We start from the raw sequence: 17,937 nt of genomic DNA, 5'->3' as shown, positions 1-17,937 counted from the left end.
ACGAGTATAGACAGACAGAGTGCTAGCTCTGTGACGCAAGTATCTCTTTGCAGTTCCGTATCAGCTGCTCCATTTCCTCATCGGTGCCAATAGAGATACGCAAGTACTCACTGATCCGGGGCTTGTTGAAGTAACGTACGAGAATATTACGCTCCCGCAGTGCCAGATACAGAGCTTCTGCGCCGGGCTCCGGTGGTTTGGCCAGAAGGAAATTGGCTTGGGAGGGAATCACTTCGAACCCCAGGTCTGTAAGCGCCCGCTCACAGCGCTCGCGGGTGGCGATGACCTTGCCGCAATTGTCGCTGTGCCAGGCGGTATCGCGGATCGCTGCAGTGGCCACACGCTGGGCAATGGCATCAATGGGGTAGGAGTTAAAGGAGTTCTTGGCTCTCAGCAATCCTTCAATCAGGTGTTTCTGCCCCATGGCAAAGCCGAGGCGAAGCCCAGCGAGGGCATAGGACTTTGACAGTGTGTGTATCACCAACAGGTTGGGGTAGCGATCGATGAGTGTTGCTGCACTCTGTCCGCCAAAATCGATATAGGCCTCATCAATAACCACCACTCTTTCAGGCTGTGAGCGCAATAGCTGTTCAATTTGCTCTAGCGGCAGGTACCGTCCCGTGGGTGCATTGGGGTTGGGAATAATTACACCGGCTGCAGGGGCTGCATAGTCCTCAAGCTGGATAGAGAAATCACCGTGCAGGGGAACAGTGCGGCTTTTGATATTGAAGAGCTGGCAATAAACCGGGTAGAAACTGTAGGTGATATCCGGAAATAGCAGGGGCTCGCTGCGGCGGAAAAAACTGTAAAAACTCAGAGCCAGCACTTCATCGGAGCCATTGCCCACAAATACTTGCTCAGCAGAGAGATTGTGCTTATCGGCAATAGCGCGGCGCAATTCACAGGACTCCGGGTCGGGATAGCGGCGCAATGCATCGGCAAAGTCGTGCTGCTCCAGGAGCTTTAAAGCTTCGGGAGAGGCAGGGTAGGGGTTCTCATTGGTATTGAGCTTTATCAGGGTTTCACTCTTGGGCTGCTCCCCGGGTGTATAGGGTTCCAGCTGGTCGAGCCCTGGGCTCCAATAAATCTTGCTCATGATTCTACCTCTGCGGTACTACTTTGATTGTCGCTGGAGGAGCCTTCAGCGCCCTCTTTAGTTTCTTTTTTCTTGATGGGGATATCAAACAGGTCGGCCGAATTTCCAATAAATTTCTGCATGGGAACAGGGTTGCGGAATAGCATATTATCGTATTTCAGCTCTGTGGATATCGGCGGAACCTCGCTGAATTCGTCCATATTGTTAACGCTTTCAGCTAAGCCCAGGCCGAGGAATGCCAGTGGCAGTGTCAGTGCCACTGTCCAGCGCCAGCCCCTGGCGAGGTTGGTGGCCAGATAGCAGGCGGACCAGAGCATTGCCGGTAATATGATGGCGAGAACCAGGAAATCCAGGACCTGAATAGTGGTGCCGATGGCAAAATTGAAATTGATTAGCCCCCTCAGCCATTCCCAAAAAGTGTAAGTAAGTGCACCTATGGCGGCGATGGATAGATGGGTGAAAAAGTGCGTTTCATGCCTGACAACCCTGCCGATAAACGCCCAGACTCCGGCGTAAATCACCATGCCAATTATGGCCGTAGCAAGAATGTTGACGGCAATAGTCCATTGATAGTTACGGGCGTAACCGAGGTAGCTCATCAGTACGCTGGCGAAGCCAAAACACAACAGCAGCAGTATTGCTCCCAGGGGGTGGGACAAGCTGGAAAACAGGTTTTCCAGTGAATGGAGAGGGGTAGCTTCAGGTACCGGGTCATCCGTATGGAAAACCCGGAAGCGTGACTTCCCACACTGCAGCAAGTCACCGGAGGAAATCCTGTGTTGAGCGATGGTATCGGGTTTAATAGATTTGTCTTTCAGGTTTCCCAAAAGCTGGCAGCCGTTGATCGAATTGAGGTCGTGTAAGACGTACTGGCCGTCCTCTCCCCGCTTGATTTCGGCATGGTGGGCATCGGAGTGGATGTCCTCCAGAATTGCATCATTGTCGTAAGCGCGGCCCAGGGTAAATTTATCCCCGTCCATTCGGTAGCGCAGCTGCACCCGGTGGGCGCGATTGAGTTCTTCAATAATCAGGGCCATTGGATCTCGCTCGTAAACTTCTGGGTAAAGGCGTCGGCGGACTCCTGGGTAAAGCCGGACAAGGTAAAGTGGCTGACCAGTGCGCGATTTTTCTGATCCACACTTAGGCTCAGGAAGAAAATATCGTAGAGGTCAGGAAAGTCCTTGTAGCGCCTGACACAGTAGCTGGTGCGCGCGATCAGGGGCTCGCGATTGCGGTCCGGCTTTGATACCGAGGTTTCATTGCCGCGCTCCTGAGAGGTAAATCCTTGCTGGCAGCGGAAATTGGTTACATCTTCTTCTCCAGCGCTATTGCCTGGGTAAAAGGAGTCCATCTGCCCTTCGTACTCGGCATAAAAGCGCGCGGGCAGAAGTTCCTCGGCCTGCAGCCAGAAAAACTCGTACTCTACCCGCCCGGTGTTGAAGTCGTCGGACAGGAAAATAACATCTTGTCCGGTGCAGCCTTTATCAATTCGTTTGATCGGACTGGTTTCGCTCTCTTGGGTGTTTCCCCAGCATTTAATGGCTGGAATTATTTCACCGACAACCTGGGCCTCACCGAGGGCGCGACGCTGCCAGTCAGCCCTCAGTATTGAGTCGATAATTTTTTGCTGATTATCTAAAAGCTGTTGATAAGTTACTTGCTTCAGGTTGAGAGTGCCGCCCTCGGCGCGGTAGTGTTTTAAAAGCGACGACAGCTTATCCACTGGCACCAGAAAGCTAACCTGGTTGCCCGCAGTTGCCACATTAATGCCGACTACCTGCCCCTGGGTATTGATCGCTGGCCCGCCGCTCATTCCCGGATTGATAGATCCGGCAAAGTGAATACGATCGTAGAAGCTACCGCCGGCAATACCGTTATAGGTCCCGGGAATCAAAGTCATGCCCAGGTCCAATGGGTTGCCCAGGGAGACAATGGTTTCCCCTTTTTTGGGGGTGTCTGTCGCCAATTCCAGGTATTCGTCTCCCGGTTTCTCCTGGCGCAGCAGCGCCAGGTCATTGACTACATCAATATCCAGTAGTGTTAATTTTCCCCGGGTGCCATTAACTGCAAGATATTCCAGGGAATATTCGTCCGGCTCGCTAACCGCTTGAGCCACTACGTGGTAATTGGTGGCGATCAATCCATCGGGAGAGATTTGAAAGCCTGACCCCAGGCCGGCTTTTGAATTGGAGGATTTTTCGATAAGTCGAATTTGATAGAGGCTGCCGCGATAATCACTGTAGAGCTTTTCATAGCCTTGCGCCATTGCAACAGTGGATAAGCAGCACAGAATCCAGGCGAAGAGCCACGTGGAAAGTTTCGGCATTTTGAATTGATTAAATTGTGGACAGGAAGCGTGATACTACGGGATATAGGATAGTGCAACAAGCGCCCATCACCGGCGCTATCTACCAGTGATGGGTTTGTTTTGGATGGTTAGAGATAGTCTACAATTTTTGGCTGTGTCTCTATCACTTTCTGGTGCGACTCGAGATAAAAGCGACTGAAGAGTTTGTCGGCTTCTTCCGGGGCGATAAAGCCCTCACTAAAACCAGGGCTAACTGGATCGAGATGCAGGCGCGCGCAGTTGATCACATGGGCGGCCATCTGCGCCATATTTTCATCCCCAACAGAAATTCGGATAGTGGTTGGGAATATACCCGCCGCTTCCATCGCTTCAGGTGATAACTCTGAGTGAGATGTCAGGGCGGGGCACAGCACCATGGTATTTGTCTGGCCCAAGCTCACCATCTGCCCGAACGCGGGCTCCAGCGCGTCAAAGAAACTTTTAAAGGCTTCGGTGGGAATTTGCGCAGCTTCCATGTCGATGCTGAATAATGGTGTGGGGAACTGGTAGCGCATCAGTGACTCTCGCAGCCCGGAATTGGGATGGGTTTCCACTGCATGGCTGTTGACACGAATCTTGCTGTGACTGGCGAAGAAATGGCTGAGGCTCAAAGTATTAATGCACTTGGTGAGCATGCGCATTTCCAGGGTGCGCATACCGCAATGCACTTCCCAGGCCTTATCTGCATCCAGGAAAGCCCCCTTGATGTAATAAACATCCCAGAACATGCACTGATCCCAATTAAGGCCTTTTGCGCTGTCGCCTTTAGGGATAAACATGCGGTGGTTTTCGCCGATAACCACACCGGCAGTAGCGGCACCGGTGCCACCGATATCCTTGGTGTAGGAGTGAACAACAAAATCCGGTCTCTCTTCCCTATCTTTGCGGCGTAGTGGCTGATATAGGAAAGGGGTTGCCAGGGTGGCATCCAGGCTTACCAGGATATTTTCCCGGTGAGCGGTTTTACAAATAGCCGGTACATCCAGCATGATCCCGTGGGGATTGCATGGAGACTCAATATAGACGTGTATTTTTGCTCCGGCAGTGATTGCGTCTGCGTATGCATGCTGGGTATCAGCCAGTAGCTTTTCGAACTCTTCACCGGTAGTGCCATCAAACCAGGCCAGATTGATAGACAGTTTATCTTTGCGGGCGTAGAAATCCTGTAACAGCTGGTGAGTGCCGCCATAGATATTCCTGGAAACAATTAAAATATCCCCGTGGCGCAATTGATTTGACAGGAGTGCATCGATTGCAGCCATACCGGAATTAAAATTCCAGGCCATATACTCACTGGCTTCAGGTCCGCATTCCAAATCCACAATAGCATTGGCCAGGGAAATGGAAGTGGGGTTGAGTAAACGTGAATAAATATCGTGGCTCGGTTCGCGCCCACGGAAAGCATCGTCCACCCACTCGGTGCAGGCATAAATGTAAGTTGCCGTGCGGGCAATTACCGGGGTTGCAGAAAAAATAGCGGGAATATTATCGAACAGGGGATAACCACCCCGTGTGGTGATATTAAAGTCGTCCCCCTGTAGGCTTTGAAAGCTAGCTCGCAATGGGTTTTGTAAGGTGTCCAATAATTTAGCCAGCTGGAAACTCATAAATCGCTTGGCATTGAAATAGGCAATCTTGTCAGACTTGTCTAAGCGTTGGAGTGTGTCCGTTACCTGGCTCCACAGCTGGCTTAGATTGCCCTGTGCCTGGTAGAGCAGGGTTGCGGTCTGTTCTAACAGTTTTCCATGTGCTGACTCACTATCAATACAAAAGTGCTGCAATTGCTCTTTTGCCAGTTCATCAATATTTTTTGCCTCGGTGCTGTTGCGGCGGGGAGAGAGAATTTTTACATCTTCTAGGTTCGCTTCCATTGTGTCCTCACTACGTGATGCTTTTTGTTATATGGCGACTCTAACAGTCCTGTGCGGCGCATAAAACACTTGGCGGGCAATTAGTGTGTAATTTGCTGTGTTTTGGCGTGATCGATCTGTAATTTGGAAATCTGTACAGTAGCTTCCAGTTGAGGGGGTAGGTGGCTGTGGTATTGGTTGCCGGCCATGGAAAGGCAGCCCCCACAACATTTAAACAGGATTTAATTTCCTCGTAGCCTTAGGTGGCGCGATGAAATAAAGGGATTCAGCGCAAGCTGAACGGTCAAGCTGGAGTCGGTAGGTGTAGAGTCTTAGTCGATTCTCTTGGATGAGCTTGTCCGGGCATGGATGCCAAATTTTGCTCTTGATAGTGTTGTTGTAACCGTCGATGGTTGGGACCATCATTTCGGGCCGGCAGTTTTATTACTGCCGGCTTTTTTTTAATTTGGACTCCATTTTGAGAGCTATTACCCATACAGTATTTTCCAGTCTTTAAGCCTGCCGTGTAGAACCCAATAAGCTTCTGTGATGCAATTCAAATTAGATTAAATTGGCGAAAGGGATCATTAATTGATTTCAACAAGCTCCAAGAACAGTTTTATATTTATTTTAAAAAATATGGCCTGATTTTGGTCTCAGTGTCGCAATAGTGGAAAAGGAATAATCCTTGCGTCTCGGTTCTTCTTAAGTTGAGCGCTGATTAAATATTATTTTTGGCGTACGATGACTCTGTGCGCGCTATGTGCCCCTTTTATATATTTGGTGTGTGATTGTCTGTAATAAGGTGTGATCGACCTGTAGTCCTTAAGTCTGTACATTGAGGTCCAGTTGAGGGAGTACAGGTGATTGTGGGAACAGTTACCTCGCCATGGAAGGGTAGCTCCCACAATAAAATTTCGGATGGATTTAATTCCCTTATCGCCCATTGCGCGTTAGGGAGTGAAGGGATTCAGCGCAAGCTGAGCGGTCAAGCTGGAGTCGGCAGGTGCAGAGCTTTGGTCGATCCAACTGGATATGCTTATCCGGGCACGGATGCCGAATTTTGCTCTTGATAGTGTTGTTGTAACCGTTGATGGTTGGGATCATCAATTCGGGCCGGCAATTTCAGTACCGCCGGCTTTTTTTGGGGGCTGAGCAGGTTATGATGACGCAGTCACGGACGTATTTTACATTAAATAAAACGTTCTTAGATGACGCCAAATAACATATTTTTATAGGGGAATGAAAAGATGGTCAATTGCGCTGATTTACCAAAGCTTGAGTGTGAAGTGCCCAAAGAGGGGCTGACACTCGATTTGGTTTTACGGCCCAAAGAGCAGGTGGGTGGGCAAACTCAGTACTGGCCGTTGTTTAATGCTGATAATCCTGAAGAGCACTTCGGAAACATGCACTTTAAGTTAGATAAAGGTGCGGTTCTTACCTTGAAGGTCTCCCTGGATTTGTCCGATGTGAAGGGTCGGGAGCTGGAATTTGTTCGTTACAGCCAGAATCATAAGTTGGATGGACTTATTGCCCTGAGCCCGGATTTCCGCCACCAATTCCGTGCGCGCGCGAAAGAAGTTGACGGAGAATTTACTAAGCTGGTGATTAAGATCAAGGACAAGGCCGAGATTCCTGATCGGTTCAACTTCTTGTGGATGTGTGTCGATCAGGAAACTGGAATGCACTTTGTTTCTGGTGATCCGGAGGCCGTAATTGACCCTGGCTTGGGTGGTGGAACAGGCCAAGGTGGTGGCGGAGAGTGAGCACAAGCTCATTAACTCTCTAGATTTAATTCTCCGAGCTGCATAACTTTTCGATTACCATCTGAGAAACCTGGGGTTGGTTACACATTTTCTGAAAGGAGGGCAATGAATACCAGTTTGAGCCCATCTTTTGTTCTAGTAGCTGCTCCAGGTAATAATTGGCAGATTGCCACTCGCCAGCAAGTGCGTAAACTTGGGTAGCTGTGTGTTTAACATAGGTATCATCGGGGGACTGCCGTATCAGCTTCATGATCAGGGCAATTGACTCAGATGTTTTACCTAGGTATGCAAGTGCTTCCGCTCTATAGCGCCAAGCCTTCAGGTTAGTACTTCCTTCTGTAATAGTGACTACTTTAGAAAAATATTCTTTAGCCTTGTTATCGTCAGAAAGCATTAAGTAGGTTTCAGCAACTTGGTTTAAAATTGTCAAATTTTCTGGAAATACGACAAGGAGATTGAGATAGTTTCTCAAGGCTTGATCATATCTCCCTTGTAAAAAAAGAATTGTGCCTAGGTTTGATTTTGTACCCCAACTTCTTAAGTGTTCGGGGATTGATGAAATAGCTGTTTCCGCAGCTAATAGGTTGCCGGTTTCTAGTTCTATTACACCCAATAAGGCGTAGGCAGCCCAATAACCCGGTGAAAGCTCGACAACTTTTTTTACGGTTTTCCTTGCATTCAGGTACTTTCCTGCGGCTACTTCATTAATAGCAAGAGCATAGTAAGACTTAGCGGATAAAGGATTGAGGTCTATCGCTTGCTGCGCATAGACTACCCCTTGAGTGTAATCCCCCTGAATATAAACAAACCTGGAAAGTTCCGTAAATAGGTGTGAGGAAGGGTATCCTGCTGATCGGAGTTTTTCGATAGTGTTTTTAAACCCTTCTTTATCATTTCCAACTGACTTGATGACAAGTTTAGCTTCGAGTATGGCAATTTTGTCTACATTACTCTCTTCTGCGTTTGCAAGGACACCCAATGCTGAGGTCAGTACTTTGTTGTTATTAGTTGAAACCCATATAGCGAAAGCTACATCAGCATAAGAGCGATAAAGATTTGCATTTTGTGGGTATTTACTGATTAGCTCTTCAATTATATCCAAATCACTGTACGTAGTCTCCAGCAGAACTTTAGGATTTCCAAGCTTTGAGATAGTCCTAATATATAAGGCGTAATCAGCGGGAGCCATCTTGATACCGGCAACTTCCCCACCTTTGTAGTTACTAGGAAATAAGTCCACGGCTGAAGTGCCGATAGAGTACTGGGCTTCTTGCGGTCTATTGGTAAGGAATGTGAAACTTGTTTGGCCTGTTATTCTGCTATCTTGGGGGTTGATTCTTTGAAGTTCAATATTGCAGCGCTGCTCAATACAGTCAAGTCGAGCAAAAAGGGCATCGGTAGTTCCTAGGATTTGCAACTCTTTGAGATGCTTATCTAAATTAGCATTCTTTTCTGGTGTAAAGCTAATTAAAGCTGATGACTTGAGCTTTGATGGTGTGCTGACTAGGGCTTGGCGTACAAAGGTTGTTATTAGTGCTTTATTATTTTCGCCACCTGGAATTGTGCCGTTTAACTCAATTGGGAGGACAGCAATATACTGAGGTGGAAGTTGTGTAAAAGTATGCCAGGCCCAATAGATTGGCAGACTAATCGCGGCGAGCCCTCCCAGTATAAAGCCCAAGCGCCCACGTTTCTTTCGCGGTTTAATCAGAAGTTGCGTAACGGTTTCAGAATACTGCAGAGTGCTATCATCAATACCATGCTTGCGTACCAACTCCAGCGCTTCGTATACCTGCTGGGCATCATCGGGGCGTTGTTCGGGGCGTTTTTCAAGCAGGCGATCTAATAGCGCTGATAACGGCGTTGGAATTTCTGGCCAGGCCTGGTGCGCAGGAGTATGGGGTTTGCTGGTAATATGATGGGCGAATGCCAGCGCATTCATATCATCGCGCTTGAATGGTTTGGCTCCGCACAGTATCTCATAGGCGATACTGCCTAAACTAAATAAGTCACTGCGGGCATCGAGTTTTGTCCCTTGCAATTGCTCTGGAGACATCGCCTGAACACTGCCAGCGATATGATCTTCACGAGTAAGTTGTTGGTCGCAGTCGAGAGCTTTGGCGATGCCGAAATCTGTGATCTTGGCCACGCCATCAATGGTAACAAGGATATTTTCCGGCTTTAGGTCGCGATGAATTATGCCCAAGCAATGGGCCTTGCCCAGGCCCTGGCAAATTTGCATCAAAAGATCTAACTTCTCAGCAAGGGTCGGGGAGTTTTCCCGCATCCACTCCTTGAGTGTTACCCCTTCAACCAGCTCCATTACCAGGGCAATACTGTGCTGCTCTTCAAGTACATCGTATAAACGAACAATGTTGGGGTGGTTGAGTCTGGCTAGAAGCTGGGCCTCACTGCGAAAGCGCGCTTCAGCGGAATTGCCGGTTAAATCTGATCGTAGTTGCTTGATTGCAACTTTACGCCCCAGCTTGATATCTTCAGCGAGGTAAACGACCCCCATGCCGCCGGCACCCAGGGTGCGTTCAACCCTGTAACGGCCTTGATATTCCTCGGTTTTTTCCAACGCAACTACGTCCATTGTATTGAATTCTTCTCGGATGGATGGGGGATTTTACCTGATAGTACAATTTCGTGAAGGCATCTGTCGCCTCTTAAAGGGAAATGGTTCACGTTATTCCATTCTGTTCGACTTGCTTATGACTGTTTAGCTGCCAATCCTGTCAGAGCATAGTTTTGGATAATTAGTGCGTAAATCTTCAAAATTTGCCAAAGTACAAATAGGTTGAAAGCCAATTGTTGTGAACCAGACTGGAGCCATGCCTAACTCCAAAGTTTTTCGTATATAGGCTTTGGCGGAAAGCATATCGCCGCTGGCCATGTAAACCTGGGCGCGGCTGTAATTGACAAATAGGCCGTCTGGCGCGGTGTTATCCATCTCTAATAGTGTCTCAATGGCTTGCTCACCCTGGCCCAGTTCAGAATAGGCTCTTGCTCGCAGTAACAATCCAAGCCAGTCCTCCTGCTCTTGTGCCAAGGCCAGAGCGCGCTGAGCAAACTCTTGTGATTGCAGCTGTCTATTTTCCAGACGGGCAATTTCTGCCAGCAGCAGATATACGTGGGGATCGTTAGGGGCCCGTTCAGCAACATGGCTCAGGCAGTTTTTTGTATCCTGCAGCTGCTGTTCGATGTAATAGGACAAGCATAGGTTGAAGGTATCCCGGTCCCCTAAATGCTCTAAGCCCACCTCACTAAGGAGCCGGATAGACTCTTTGGGGCGGCCTGAATCCAATTCATTGGCTGCAAGTAGGGAGATAGCATCAATATATTGATTGTTGAGACGGATAGCATGTAAAAGGTAAGGCCTCGCTTTTTCCATTTGCCCCATCAGGGTCAAGGTCAGAGCCTTTTGGCGAAGATACAGGGGGCTGGTACGAATGTTAAGCGCTTGGTTAATGACTTCCAGCGCACGGCTGTAATTCCCCCCTCGCTGGTGGGCTTTCGCGCGCAGGAAGTAGTAGAGAGCCTGATCAGGTAGTTGCAGCTTTAGTTTTGCAAGTAAGGACTCTGTAAGCTCTGTATCTGCCAGGAAGATGGCAATACGCAACTTAGTGATCAACACCGTTGGGTGGTTAGAAATCTTTGTAGGTATGTTGTTGAGAAGCCCTGTGAGTCGGCCGCGTATTTTGGTATCCCGCGAGTGATATAGGTGGGTGGCTAATAGATCCGCTAACAGTTCATAGTAGGAGGGGAAGTAGGGGTTCCTTTTTAACAGAGCCTCAACTTTGGTAATTGCCTCGGCAACATTAGCTTCATTATTGCGCTGTTCGAATATCTCGAGGTATTGCTGGTAGTCTTCAGGGCTTAGGCTGAACTGAACTCTTAGGCTTCCTGTTGGGTAGTTGGGAAGTAGATAGTGCAGTTGCTGCAAAACACGTGCGCGGCTCTCCAGCGGTGCATCCAGGTTCAGCATGGCACTACGGTTGGCGACTTCAGCAAACCCCTCGGTTTCTATAAGGGCAAATGAAGCTTCACAGGCGGTGGCTTCACAGTTTAGGGCAAATTGGAGCAGCAGCTGTGCGTTGAGCGCTTGCGCCTGCTCGCGCAAAGGCTTGCCTTTTAGTTGCTGGGATTCCGAATAGGGCACCAGTAGTAGCGCTGGTTGATCGGAAAGCCCCTGTTTGATGGAGCTAAGAAGGTTATTGGCCAGTAGCTTTTCCTCTCGGCTGCGCAGGTTTGATAAGTCTGGCTCAATAATCGCAATGTACTTTGCCGAGGGTTCTTTACTTCCCCATAGAGAAAGTTCAGGAAAAACAGCGGCGGTTAAGCCTAGTAACATCGCACCGGATGCCAGGAGTATGCCGGCTAGAAGTTTGTGTCCTTTGTTTGTACGTCGATGTTGTACATGAAAGTCTTCCGTGGTGATCGTGATGTCATGGTCATCGGCGGTTTCATGATCCGATGTTAATTGGCTCAGTATCACATCCAAATCGGTGGCTACAACGGCAGCACTGACGGGGCGTTTGTTCGGGTTTTTGGCTAGCAGCTTATCCAGTAACTTGCACAGCTCCGTAGGAAGTCCGGGGTTTATGACCCCTGCGGGTGGGTGCGGGTTGTTGATGATCCGGTCGATAATAACGTATGGACTTCCATGCTTGCCGAAAGGAGGCTGATCACACAGTAGGTGATAGGCGAGCATCCCCAGGGCAAATAAGTCACAGCGGTTATCCAGTTTCTCGCCGAGGGCCTGCTCGGGAGACATTGCGTACCAGCTGCCAGCGATATGCTGCTCGCGGGTAATTTCTTTCGTATCCTGCCAGCTCCGCGCAATTCCAAAATCAGCGATTTTTGCGATGTTATTGCTGTCAATAAGGATGTTGTCAGCTTTCAAGTCGCGGTGAATAATTCCAGCCGCATGGGCACGCGCAAGACCGGTAGTGATTTGCTTGAGTAGCTGGATTTTCTGGCAGCGGCTGGGATTAAACTCCCGTGCCCAATAGGTGAGTGGGCGGCCATCAACATACTCCATAACCAGGGCTACATCGTTCTGCTCCTCCACAACATCATAAATTTGTACGATATGGTTGTGGTTTAGTTGTGCGAGCAGTAATGCTTCCTGGCGAATTCGCCGTGAGGCAGATTCGTCTTCAGGGTTGTTGAGCAATCGCTTTATAGCGACCTCTCGGTTAAGTCGCTCATCTTTGGCGAGGTACACAACTCCCATTCCCCCGGCTCCAAGCTGCCTGATGATCTTGTACCGGCCGATATAAGAGGGTGGTTGCGCTGACATTGTAATTCTTGCCGAGGGATAAGAGATTCAGCTCCGCCACCCTGGCAAATAATTACTGAATAGATGATAAGGGGGCTTAGCCTTAAGCCCCCTTTCTGGAGATGAAGCTATACCGTTTCCGGCTCTGTTTTTGCCTCGAGTTGGTTGCCTTTATAAATTTCGAATTGCGGGCAACCAATACGGATTTCCCAGGATCGACGCTCTACTAGGCTCGATGTATCCACTGCATCAGGTAGGGATTCAGAGATTTGTTTGCGGGCGCGGAAAATTTGGGTGTTCAAGTGGTTAACAGTGATACCCAGCTCGTGAGTGGCTACCTGAATAGAAACCCAGCCCTGGGAGTCAGTATCCATGCCGCTCTGCATATCTTTGTGGCGGGCACGAGCAAGGTACAACAAGAGGTAGTTGTGGATTCTTGCTGGTAAGGATTGCTTCATACCTTCCCGCTGCAGTTGTAACTGTACATGCTCTTCGTGGGAGCTCACAGAGAACTTCAGCTCAAAGTCGACAATAGACAGCTGCTGCAGTGACAACTCTTTCGTTGCCCCTTGGTTGTCCGCCAGGAATAGCTGCCAGCTATGCAGGCCGCAATCGATACGATCGCCATGATTTACCAGGATCTTATCGCCGTCTTCAGCGGATGGGCCTGTGAACTCGTACAGCCACTGCCCTGTTAGGGGGCTGTATTGAAGGCTGGCGAGAGGCTCATTTTCGTCGGGCAGCAGGTGGTATTGTTCCAGTGGCTGTGCCTCGCCGGAGTGAATATCGATCAGCAAGTTCTCGGGAGCGTCGAGGTTTTCGACGATCCAGGCTGGGTTATTAGCCCGACCAAAAGCGATCTTATCACCGGTCTGGAGTGGGTAGCTCTTAGCTGGCACCAGCTGCTGGCCATTTAGCCAAGTGCCATTGCGACTTAGGTCGCGGATATTCCAATGAGTACCGGTCCACTGCACTGCGGCATGGATGCCCGATATTTCAGCACTTGTGATTCTTGTGTCTACTGCACCCTGCCGGCGCCCAATGGTGTGGTGTGCCATTAAGTAAACTGGTTGTTCCCTATCTGGATGCTGTAAGCAAGCCATATTCCTACCCTTCTGCCGTGGCCAACGCAAGTTGTGGCCTGATTGCGACAAAGTTCATTCATACTGGTGGATGCCCGCTGTGCTTGTCCTGCGAATACCTCAGCAGTACGGAGTCTTGGCTTACCATCTGCGGCGATTATTTCCCTTGAGCTGAGACACTACTTGTTGTGATGGGCGCTGTTCTGCGCCGCTGTCTCACTGCTTGTCTCGGAGAGGATTGCCCCAGTTCTGAATGATTTAGTCACTACGATTTTTGGAAATTGTTCTATTTTTGCGCTCCCTTGATAACTGTCTCTAGAGGGAGTGCAATAATTGTCAGTAATTGCTTCCATTTTCGCTGAAAAGTTGTGCCGCCGTCAAAAATCTTAAAGACCTTTTCGTACTTTTACTTGTGACTTGGTTAATGTTCTCCAAGTACACGGCTGCACACTAGTTTAATGGATACTTACATGCATCTTTGTCGATCGCATCTTCTTTAATCGATGGCAACACAATATATTTCACAGTTGTGCGCCAGTGCTAGCGGCATTACTGCTAATTTGGTAAATGGATACCACTTTTACTGCTATTGAAAATAAGTCTCAATTGTAAAAGAGAATATATATTATTAACCGTTAAATTTGGCACTTTTGACGGCTAGTATGTCATTGTTGAAAAGGTTGATTTGAAGTAGCTGCTTTGGCGCGTTATTAATCAAATGCACTTAGGTGACACTTTGCAGCTAAAGAATGAAAATTTAGCGGTGGTGAAGCCCGAAGCAAAACGCTGGGGCACTCTGACGATATTTAACCTTTGGGCCAACGCTGCACAAAGTCTCGCTGGCTATACCCTGGCGGCAACTCTATTCCTCGGTCCCAATACGAATGCTTGGCTGGTTCTCGCTGGGATCGCTATTGCAGCAATTTTAATTATCATCCTGTTGAATTTAATCGGTGAACCGAGTGTTAAATACGGTATACCGTTTCCCGTATTGGCCAGGGCGAGCATGGGGATCCGAGGTGCTAACGTCCCTGCGCTGCTTCGGGGGAGCGTGGCAATATTTTGGTACGGTGCGCAGACTTGGTTTGCTGCCCATGCCATGTCTTTGTTGCTGAGAGAGCGGTGGCCACAAGCTGTCGGAGGGCAGTGGCTGGCAATGGACCGGATCGATTGGGCCTCCCTCGTACTTGTCTCCTTATTTCAGGCTCTTCTATTTTTCAAAGGTATCAATACGATCCGTTGGTTTATCAACATGGCTGCGCCCTGTGTCTATGGGGTGATGCTCGCGCTGTTGTGGATGCTAGTGGTTCGCAGTGACGGACAGTTTTCATTTGCTGTTTCTACTTTCTTTGATCGGTCTATAGCATCCTGGGGCGATGGCTTGGTCCAGCTCATCAAAGTCACAGGTACTATGTTGGCTCTCTATGCGCCGATAATCCTAAGTTACGGAGATTTTGCTCGTTTCTGTAAGAACGAGTCTGTTATGCGAAGGGGAAATTGGCTGGGAATCACTATAAACATGACTGGCTTTGCGATAATTGTTCTGTTCACCACTATCGCCGCCCAGTCAGTTTTCCACCAGAACTTGGCAAATCCCACTGATATCGTGCAGAAGCTTGGGAATCTGGAACTGTCATTGATCGCCGCGGTTGTTTTTTTTACAGCAACGGCCGGTATCAATGTGGTGGCGAATTTTGTGGCTCCAGTTAACGATATTTCAAATCTTCTGCCAAAGTACCTGGGGTTTCGCAGGGCGGCATTGATAACGCTGTTTCTGGCCTTTCTGATTAGTGCTTTGTGGCCCGCTGTTATCAAACAAATCGGTTTTGTGGCGTTCGTAAACTGGATGGGGGTTTTTCTGGCGCCTGCCTACGGTGTCATATTGTCTCACTACTACTTAGTAGAGAAGCGCCAGATGGATGTAGGGCGTTTGTATTACAGCGAAAGTGATGGGCGTTATTACTATTTCTGTGGCTGGAACCCGCGTGCACTACTGACTTTATTGGCGACATGTATTGTTATCACGATGCTGGCTTTTTTCTTACCGAGAGGGTTGGTGGCAGGTGTCGACTGGCTATTGGCTGCGGCTGCTGCTTGCGTTGTTTATTGGAGTGTTGCGAAGCGCAGTTAGGGGGAGCCCGGAGGTATTTCCGGGCTCAGGGGGCGTACTTTTTTGTTGTTAGATACGGATACCTTCGATATCCAGGATCATCTCAACTTTCTGGGAGGCTGGGCCTAGGGATTTGATACCGAATTCTTTCAGCTCGAACTCAGTGGTTCCACTGAAGCCCTGGCGGTAGCCGCCCCAAGGGTCTTTACCGCCACCGATATTGGTAACGTCAATTGTGATTGGCTTAGTGATACCGCGGAGGGTCAGTTCGCCATTTAGACGGGCTTTGCCGTCTTCCAAAGGTTCAAAGCTAGTGCTTTTGAAAGTAGCAGTGGGGAATTTTGCGGTATCGAGGAAGTCATCACTGCGCAGGTGCTTGTCTCGCTCAGCGTGATTGCTGTTGAGGCTAGTTACATCGATGTCGACATTGATAGAAGATTTTTCTGGCTGCTTTTCATCGTAAAAGAAGGAGCCGTTGAAGTCATCGAAACGGCCGTACAGCCAGCTGTATCCAAGGTGCTTGATACGAAACTGCACAAAAGCGTGAGCCCCTTTGGTGTCGATTTTGTATTCCGCTGCTTGAGCTACAGTCCCCATCAGAGCTGCAATAAGAAATACAGAGAGCTTCTTCATGTCATTTTTTCCTTATTTGGTGGTTGAGAGTGTTGTTTGTACGTGTGAGTGATCGTCTGTAGAACCCTTTACACGGATGCCGATGATTCTGCGCAGTGTACCGTCACGGTCAATAAAGTGATGCTTGAGGGCTGCCAAGACATGTGCTGCTACGAGTCCAATTAGGCCCCAGGCAAGGATTTCGTGGATAGATCCCGCAATGTCTTCCTGATTGGGAATCCCTTGTAAGGTTGCAGGGATACTCACTATGCCGAAGACATCGATAGGGCGGCCATCGGCGGTAGAAATCAGATAGCCGGAAACCATGATTGCCAGTAGTAACAGGTAAATCAGTCCATGAGTGGCGGTGGCGGCAAATTTCTGCCAGTTGGGAGTTTGGGGGTTGCTCGCCGGAGATGGGTTGGCAAAGCGCCAAGCCAGCCTGAAGAGTAGAAACGCAAGCAGGATGATGCCCACCCCTTTGTGAATTTCAGGGGCTCGTTGATACCAGGGATCGTAGTAGGATAGCTGGCGCATCCACCAACCGAGAATAAAAGTCCCTATGATCGCAGGGGCCATTATCCAATGGAGGGCGATGGCTACCCAGCCGTAGCTGGAGGAGCTGTTTTTGGCCTGCACTTCTCTCTCCTATTGGTAGTACGTCACACTTAGATTTACTAAGTGCCACTAGGGTACAGCCTTTGGGCTCTACCACCAATGGGGAGTTCCTGAGTATGGGAAAGGAGTCAAAGGTGTTAGTAGGAAATGCCGTGCTATATCGAGCGCCCCGGAGAGCTTTCGCGCTCGGCCGCCTGAAGGATGCGCTCACAAGATAGCCGATCCAGCGCGGAAGAGCGCTGTGCCAGTTGGTCTGCCAGCCAGCTGGTGGAGTGCTCTTCATCCCCAAGGGCTAGTTGTTCCAGCTGCCAGATAACATTCAGTAGGGTCTCACGCTCAAACCCGGTCTCAACCGCCTGGCTGGTAAACAGATGGGGTTCCAGTTGTTCCAAATCGTTGCGCTTGAGCACTAACTCCGCATAGGTAGGGTACCAGCGGCTGCTAAACGGTTCTGGCCGCTGGTGGTAGTCGAAGGTGATTCGCAGCCGGTTTCCGTCGGCATCTTCCAAAAGCGGGGTGTCATGTTCGTAGGCGGGCAGCGCTGGATTGTTCCGCAATATATCCACGATGGCGTGCCAGTCACTGGCATTTTCGTAACAGAGCCTGACGGGCTCTACCAGTTCACGGGTCCCCTTGTGATCTTCCAAGGACAGTTTTTGGCCTGGACGGTACCAGTACAGGTTAAGAAGCTGCTCATCGGCCAGGTCTGCAAGATGTGCACTGGTTAGTGGCTCTTCAGACAATGCACTCAGGTGGTCAACGGCCTGTTGTACGCTGAGCCACTGCTTGCGGTGGAAGTGTTGCTTATTACCTGTAATTCCCATTCTATTCTCCCGGCGCAATTCTACGACCTGGAGCCTCAAGTTTAGCAGGGTGCAACGCTGCTCCAGTTACTATCGTGCCTTTGCGGCGTGGGAAGATAAAAGTTGCTAATCCATGGTTATAGAAAGGGTACAATGGCGCCTTTTCATATCCAGGACATACTGAAAAAATGAGGCCGCTCACTGGGCTGCTGTCACTGGTTTTATCCGTGCAGTTTGCGCTGATGTATCGCCGATATATCCAGACTGTTCAGTCAAAAAATATGGGGTTGAAATGCGTGTTACTCTCCCAGAGTTGCTGCGGTTTGATATTGCCTCTGGCGCGGCTAAAGCTTAGGCGCTCGGTACATG

12 protein-coding genes are annotated in these 17,937 nt (G+C 49.3%); 2 read left to right on the top strand and 10 right to left on the bottom strand.

The genetic code is table 11. From position 1 onward, the window contains the following. Nucleotides 1-22: 22 nt before the first annotated feature. From hisC to ACJJI1_RS04545, 4 genes are all read right to left on the bottom strand, one after another. A complete protein-coding gene (gene hisC / locus ACJJI1_RS04560; protein ID WP_444915501.1) occupies nucleotides 23-1,096 on the bottom strand; it encodes a histidinol-phosphate transaminase in 1,074 nt (357 codons plus the stop codon). Next, the gene (locus ACJJI1_RS04555) at nucleotides 1,093-2,133 is read right to left on the bottom strand and encodes an FHA domain-containing protein (RefSeq protein ID WP_444958666.1); all 1,041 of its coding nucleotides are present in this window, start codon (nucleotides 2,131-2,133) and stop codon (nucleotides 1,093-1,095) included. Before ACJJI1_RS04555 ends, hisC begins: the two co-directional genes overlap by 4 nt. Then, complete coding sequence (locus ACJJI1_RS04550) at nucleotides 2,124-3,422, bottom strand: S1C family serine protease (protein ID WP_444958665.1); 1,299 nt, start codon at nucleotides 3,420-3,422, stop codon at nucleotides 2,124-2,126. The genes ACJJI1_RS04555 and ACJJI1_RS04550 overlap by 10 nt, the downstream gene beginning before the upstream one ends. Nucleotides 3,423-3,532: 110 nt before the next feature. Continuing rightward, nucleotides 3,533-5,314 carry a trans-sulfuration enzyme family protein gene (locus ACJJI1_RS04545; RefSeq protein ID WP_444958664.1) on the bottom strand — a complete coding sequence of 594 codons (1,782 nt, stop codon included), beginning with the start codon at nucleotides 5,312-5,314 and terminating at the stop codon, nucleotides 3,533-3,535. Between the two features lie 1,229 nt (nucleotides 5,315-6,543). On the opposite strand from ACJJI1_RS04545, the gene ACJJI1_RS04540 reads away from it, so the two are divergent. Then, a complete protein-coding gene (locus ACJJI1_RS04540; RefSeq protein ID WP_444958663.1) occupies nucleotides 6,544-7,059 on the top strand; it encodes a hypothetical protein in 516 nt (171 codons plus the stop codon). 25 nt (nucleotides 7,060-7,084) lie between these two features. On the opposite strand, the gene ACJJI1_RS04535 is transcribed toward ACJJI1_RS04540, so the two are convergent. The 3 genes from ACJJI1_RS04535 to ACJJI1_RS04525 form a co-directional block, all read right to left on the bottom strand. Next, nucleotides 7,085-9,577, bottom strand: coding sequence for a protein kinase domain-containing protein (locus ACJJI1_RS04535; protein ID WP_444959360.1), 2,493 nt, complete (start codon nucleotides 9,575-9,577; stop codon nucleotides 7,085-7,087). A 204-nt stretch (nucleotides 9,578-9,781) separates the two neighbouring features. Then, nucleotides 9,782-12,364, bottom strand: a complete 2,583-nt coding sequence (locus ACJJI1_RS04530) for a protein kinase domain-containing protein (protein WP_444958662.1) — start codon at nucleotides 12,362-12,364, stop codon at nucleotides 9,782-9,784. A 107-nt stretch (nucleotides 12,365-12,471) separates the two neighbouring features. Further along, on the bottom strand, nucleotides 12,472-13,446 hold the full coding sequence (locus ACJJI1_RS04525) for an FHA domain-containing protein (protein ID WP_444934196.1): 975 nt from the start codon (nucleotides 13,444-13,446) through the stop codon (nucleotides 12,472-12,474). A 715-nt stretch (nucleotides 13,447-14,161) separates the two neighbouring features. Between ACJJI1_RS04525 and ACJJI1_RS04520 the strand changes: the two genes are divergently transcribed. After that, nucleotides 14,162-15,556, top strand: coding sequence for a cytosine permease (locus ACJJI1_RS04520; protein WP_444958661.1), 1,395 nt, complete (start codon nucleotides 14,162-14,164; stop codon nucleotides 15,554-15,556). Nucleotides 15,557-15,604: 48 nt separating this feature from the next. Here ACJJI1_RS04520 and ACJJI1_RS04515 read toward each other — a convergent pair whose 3' ends face one another. The 3 genes from ACJJI1_RS04515 to ACJJI1_RS04505 form a co-directional block, all read right to left on the bottom strand. Then, a complete protein-coding gene (locus ACJJI1_RS04515) occupies nucleotides 15,605-16,168 on the bottom strand; it encodes a YceI family protein (RefSeq protein WP_108734532.1) in 564 nt (187 codons plus the stop codon). A 12-nt stretch (nucleotides 16,169-16,180) separates the two neighbouring features. After that, the gene (locus ACJJI1_RS04510) at nucleotides 16,181-16,786 is read right to left on the bottom strand and encodes a cytochrome b (protein ID WP_444958660.1); all 606 of its coding nucleotides are present in this window, start codon (nucleotides 16,784-16,786) and stop codon (nucleotides 16,181-16,183) included. A 134-nt stretch (nucleotides 16,787-16,920) separates the two neighbouring features. Next, nucleotides 16,921-17,589: a hypothetical protein gene (locus ACJJI1_RS04505; protein ID WP_413663348.1), complete on the bottom strand. Its 669-nt coding sequence runs from the start codon at nucleotides 17,587-17,589 to the stop codon at nucleotides 16,921-16,923. Nucleotides 17,590-17,937: the final 348 nt, after the last annotated feature.

Source organism: Microbulbifer maximicatervae (SeqCode) (assembly GCF_052467065.1).
The sequence above is the reverse complement of the archived record's forward strand: the minus strand, read 5'-3'. Positions and strand labels throughout refer to the sequence as shown.